Source organism: Pseudoalteromonas sp. SR45-5, from assembly GCF_014163565.1.
In the GTDB taxonomy this organism is placed as follows: domain Bacteria; phylum Pseudomonadota; class Gammaproteobacteria; order Enterobacterales; family Alteromonadaceae; genus Pseudoalteromonas; species Pseudoalteromonas distincta.
Window position 1 is genome coordinate 1 of sequence record NZ_JACJDN010000416.1, and the last position, 3,672, is coordinate 3,672.

The window sequence follows — 3,672 nt, forward strand, 5'->3', positions numbered from 1 at the left end:
TGTTAAGCGAAGTACTGGGACATAAGAAAAGCAAGGCGGAAAGTTTGTGTTATCTATTGTTATAAGTGGCGACAATATAGATTATGAATAGGGCGGTTTTTTGATATTACTAAACTTAAAACTTGTTGGTTACTGGATAAGCTTTATTTTTATAAGGCTGCTTAAATTAGGCAGCCATTTGTATTTAAAACTTTAAAAGCGATTACTTAAAATGGTGCATAACCATCATTTGGTTTGTTTGGGTTAGTCCAGCGCTGTTTAGCATCAACAGGAATGCGTGGAGCACCTTGTGCTGGTAATCGACCGCGCTCCCCATACAACCACAATACGAAGTTAGTTCGCTCGCCACTGGTAATAGGCTTGGCTGCGTGTGCAATATTGCCTCGATGTAACATGGCAGTACCAGGCTTAAAGGTAAGTGATTTAATGTCACCTGTGTACGGGTGATAAAAGTCCACTTGTGACCCTGTAAACTCTTCGCCTGGTAAATTTAGGTTAATGTTAAGCGTTACAGCTGATGCGTCGGTATGTGGGCGAATTGACGAATCTGTATTTGGCTCATAATAAATTGAAAAGCCAAATGTTTGTGTATCAAACCCCATAACTTCCGGGAACAGCATACGTGAAATAGGGCGCATATAAGTGTTTAGTATTTCGTTATAAAATGCTTGAAAGCTTGGCGCGGCTAAATAACCTTCTGATCGGCTATCAAGCATGGCACCACGGCGATTTAACACTATGCCGTATGGCGGGCGCATAGGGATTTGCGAATTCCATACTTGTTCTAAATATCCGCGTAATACTGCTAGTCGCTCAGGATCAAAAAATTGAAATTGAAACACATCAGGCGCTACTTCGTGTAATAACGCTTTTACGGCTAGCTCTTTTGATGGATCTTCCCATGCTTGTTTTACTGCTTCACGTATGTTTTTATCAAGTAGTGTGTCGTCTAGCGTAAACGTTGAGCTATCTATTGATGTTGCTTCCCATTCGCTCCACGCGTTTGCAATTAGGTCAGTGTTGTTTATCCAAAAGTTTTGTACTGCTGGTTCACGGTAAAGCATGGCTTGTCGTGTTGGTAACTCTAGAGCACGCGCTAGTTGTAATTGGTTGGCAAACATTTTGTGTAACTCCAGCTGTTAAATTTTGTTTATATCAATCTAGGAGTGCAATTTATTGTATTTGATTTAGTAGATAAACAGCCTGCTTTAGGAAACAGAATATATTATTTATTGATAATGAATCCTAAAACTGAGTATCTTAAGTCAAGCAGTGCTGTCCACTTAAAGCGAAGTGACATGTATCCTATTTGCTATTCAAGCATTTAGCTTAATAACAAAGGCTTTATGAAATAGACGGTGTATAAATAAACCTTTATTATAAATTCCTTATTTTGCCTATGTTATAGCTAGGATTTAATAGCAATATAAAATGGAGATTAATTGTGGAAGATAAATTAAAAGAAAAAAGTGTGACACAGAAATTTTTTGGTGAATATTCTTGGATGTATCAAGTTTCAGCGTTTGTTGCTTTTATTATGGTTATTTACATTAGCTTTAATGGAGAGGGAAATGTTTGGACACAGCTTGTGAATGGTGATTTTAATTCTGCTTTGCTTGTTAGCATTGTTGGTTACTTATCTGAATTTAGATATCGATTTATTAAAGAATCTCGCAATAACTAAAATATTAAAAAGCTGATAATTAAACCAGCCTTTTAATATTTTACTGTGGTATACCTGATTTAACGCGATTAATGGGTTGCTCTGTCACCCCAGATTTCTTCTAGGCGGCTGTCGCGACCACAACGCCAACGATAAGTGTTGTATCGGATTGGATTGTTTTTGTAATAATCTTGGTGAAAGCTTTCCCTCCCTTTTATAGGGTAAAAGGTGCTTGCGTTTAGTATAGGTGTAACCACAGTTTGATTAGGGAACTCGGCTACAACAGCTGCTTTTGTTTTTTCAGCTAATTTACGTTGTTCGTCGTTTTGTACAAATATAGCGCTTAAGTAACTAGGGCCTTTATCACAAAATTGGCCTTTGGCATCAAAGGGATCAATATTTACCCAGTAATGATCAAGTATGCCCTGATAGCTAACTATGGCCGGATCGTATGTGATTTCTACGGCCTCGTAATGGCCTTTATGATTACCATTGTATGTCGGGTTTTTAAGTTTACCGCCAGTAAAGCCCGATATTACATCGGTTACGCCTTCTAGCTTTTCAAAGTCACTTTCCATACACCAAAAACAACCTCCAGCTAGAACGGCTTTTTCGGTTTTAGCTGCATGGGAAAATGTACTAAACAAAATAACGGCAGATGTTAATGCAAGCGTAAGTGATTTTTTCATAAAATTATCCATCTGTACTGTGAGTTTATAAATACTTATAAAGTTAGACCCGCTAAGTGCTAATACAATTTCATTGTAGAGGGCTGGCCAACTTATCTATGGTGAAAAATATTGTGCTTTGACAAGTTTTATAGGGATAAGGCGAGTAACAAGATCACTATTTAAGTTAGTAGCACGGTTTAATTGGGTTAGCCAAGTATGCGTTATTTAATGGGGTGTTGAATTATGCTTACGTGTTCATTAAAGTGACAACATTCGTGATATAAATTAGCAGGTGATAAATGAACCAGTTAACAGAAACATCAATAAGCTGCCCTTATTGTGGAGAAAGTATAGAAGTATTACTTGATGCAGCAGATATTGATGAGCAATACATAGAAGACTGCCAAGTGTGCTGTAAGCCTATTTCGTTTGTGGTATTTGAAAATGATGACGAGCTAAACGTTAATGTTTACAGCGAAGACGATGCATTTTAACTCGTTAATTAGATAGTAGGCTGCAAAATTGCAGCCTTTTTACTGTGTATGTGTTTGGTTAGCTATTTTGCTCACGCGCTAATTGGTTAGGTAGAAGTTCTTCTACTATTTCGCGTGCTGGAAGCGTATAGCGTGTGCCGTCAAACATTACTGAGGTAAACTCGTTAATATTAGTAATGCCTGTTAAGGTCCAGCCTTCGCCGCGCTTTGGGCAATATACTGTGGTAGTGGGTTGTATTACTTTAAAATCGTCACTCATTACGTTCTCTTACTCTTTTTGCTTTAAAGATAATGCTTGTTAATAGGGTATGGTAAGTTAATAATGCGTGCCCATAAAGAGCTAATTTAACTAACCACTTAAATAAAATGTTTAACACCACAAAGCTTGAGCGCGTTACGCTGCGTTTAGTTACCCACAAACACGCAGCGTGTTTATTTAATATTTTAAATCACCCGCACGTGTCAGAATTTAACGACTACGAAACACCACTTAGCAAAACGCAAATCAAACAATTAATACAAGATGATATTAGTGCATATTACGAAGGTGAAGTAATTCGAGTTGCAATTGAACATAATATATCTGGAAAGTTAATGGGTACTTGTGGGCTTTATAATTTAACCCCGTGTAAAAGTAGTGCGTTTATAGGATTTGAGCTGCATCCTGACTTTTGGGATAAGGGCGTAATGTTTGAAGTGGTGACCGGTTTTATTGAAACTTTAGTTAAGCATATTCCGCTTAAACATTTGTCTGCTGAGGTGAGTGCACATAATGCACGTTCCCATAATTTACTTATGAAACTGGGCTTTAGTTTAAGAGAAAATTCTATTTGGCATAAATCAC

At 37.4% G+C, this 3,672-nt stretch carries 6 protein-coding genes; 3 read left to right on the plus strand and 3 right to left on the minus strand.

What is annotated here, in order from left to right:
• Positions 1 to 206: 206 nt before the first annotated feature.
• Entirely contained in the window at positions 207 to 1,121 is a 915-nt protein-coding gene (locus H5072_RS14320; protein ID WP_182693898.1) for a 2OG-Fe(II) oxygenase family protein, read from the minus strand.
• A gap of 323 nt (positions 1,122 to 1,444) precedes the next feature.
• Here H5072_RS14320 and H5072_RS14325 point away from each other — a divergent pair, with 323 nt between their 5' ends.
• Entirely contained in the window at positions 1,445 to 1,684 is a 240-nt protein-coding gene (locus tag H5072_RS14325; RefSeq protein ID WP_182693899.1) for a hypothetical protein, read from the plus strand.
• A 68-nt stretch (positions 1,685 to 1,752) separates the two neighbouring features.
• Here H5072_RS14325 and msrA read toward each other — a convergent pair whose 3' ends face one another.
• Positions 1,753 to 2,352 carry a peptide-methionine (S)-S-oxide reductase MsrA gene (gene msrA, locus H5072_RS14330; protein WP_039487894.1) on the minus strand — a complete coding sequence of 200 codons (600 nt, stop codon included), beginning with the start codon at positions 2,350 to 2,352 and terminating at the stop codon, positions 1,753 to 1,755.
• Positions 2,353 to 2,633: 281 nt separating this feature from the next.
• Between msrA and H5072_RS14335 the strand changes: the two genes are divergently transcribed.
• Entirely contained in the window at positions 2,634 to 2,828 is a 195-nt protein-coding gene (locus H5072_RS14335) for a CPXCG motif-containing cysteine-rich protein (RefSeq protein WP_002962627.1), read from the plus strand.
• Positions 2,829 to 2,886: 58 nt separating this feature from the next.
• On the opposite strand, the gene H5072_RS14340 is transcribed toward H5072_RS14335, so the two are convergent.
• Positions 2,887 to 3,087, minus strand: coding sequence for a hypothetical protein (locus tag H5072_RS14340; protein ID WP_002962626.1), 201 nt, complete (start codon positions 3,085 to 3,087; stop codon positions 2,887 to 2,889).
• Positions 3,088 to 3,194: 107 nt separating this feature from the next.
• On the opposite strand from H5072_RS14340, the gene H5072_RS14345 reads away from it, so the two are divergent.
• Positions 3,195 to 3,672, plus strand: a 478-nt coding sequence (locus tag H5072_RS14345) for a GNAT family N-acetyltransferase (RefSeq protein ID WP_182693900.1), incomplete at its 3' end; no start/stop codon positions are given.

Bases quoted from the DNA above. Each gene is read 5' to 3' on its own strand.
- H5072_RS14320 (WP_182693898.1), bottom strand. From the start codon at position 1,121: ATGTTTGCCAACCAATTACAACTAGCGCGTGCTCTAGAGTTACCAACA.
- msrA (WP_039487894.1), bottom strand. From the start codon at position 2,352: ATGAAAAAATCACTTACGCTTGCATTAACATCTGCCGTTATTTTGTTT.
- H5072_RS14335 (WP_002962627.1), top strand. From the start codon at position 2,634: ATGAACCAGTTAACAGAAACATCAATAAGCTGCCCTTATTGTGGAGAA.
- H5072_RS14340 (WP_002962626.1), bottom strand. From the start codon at position 3,087: ATGAGTGACGATTTTAAAGTAATACAACCCACTACCACAGTATATTGC.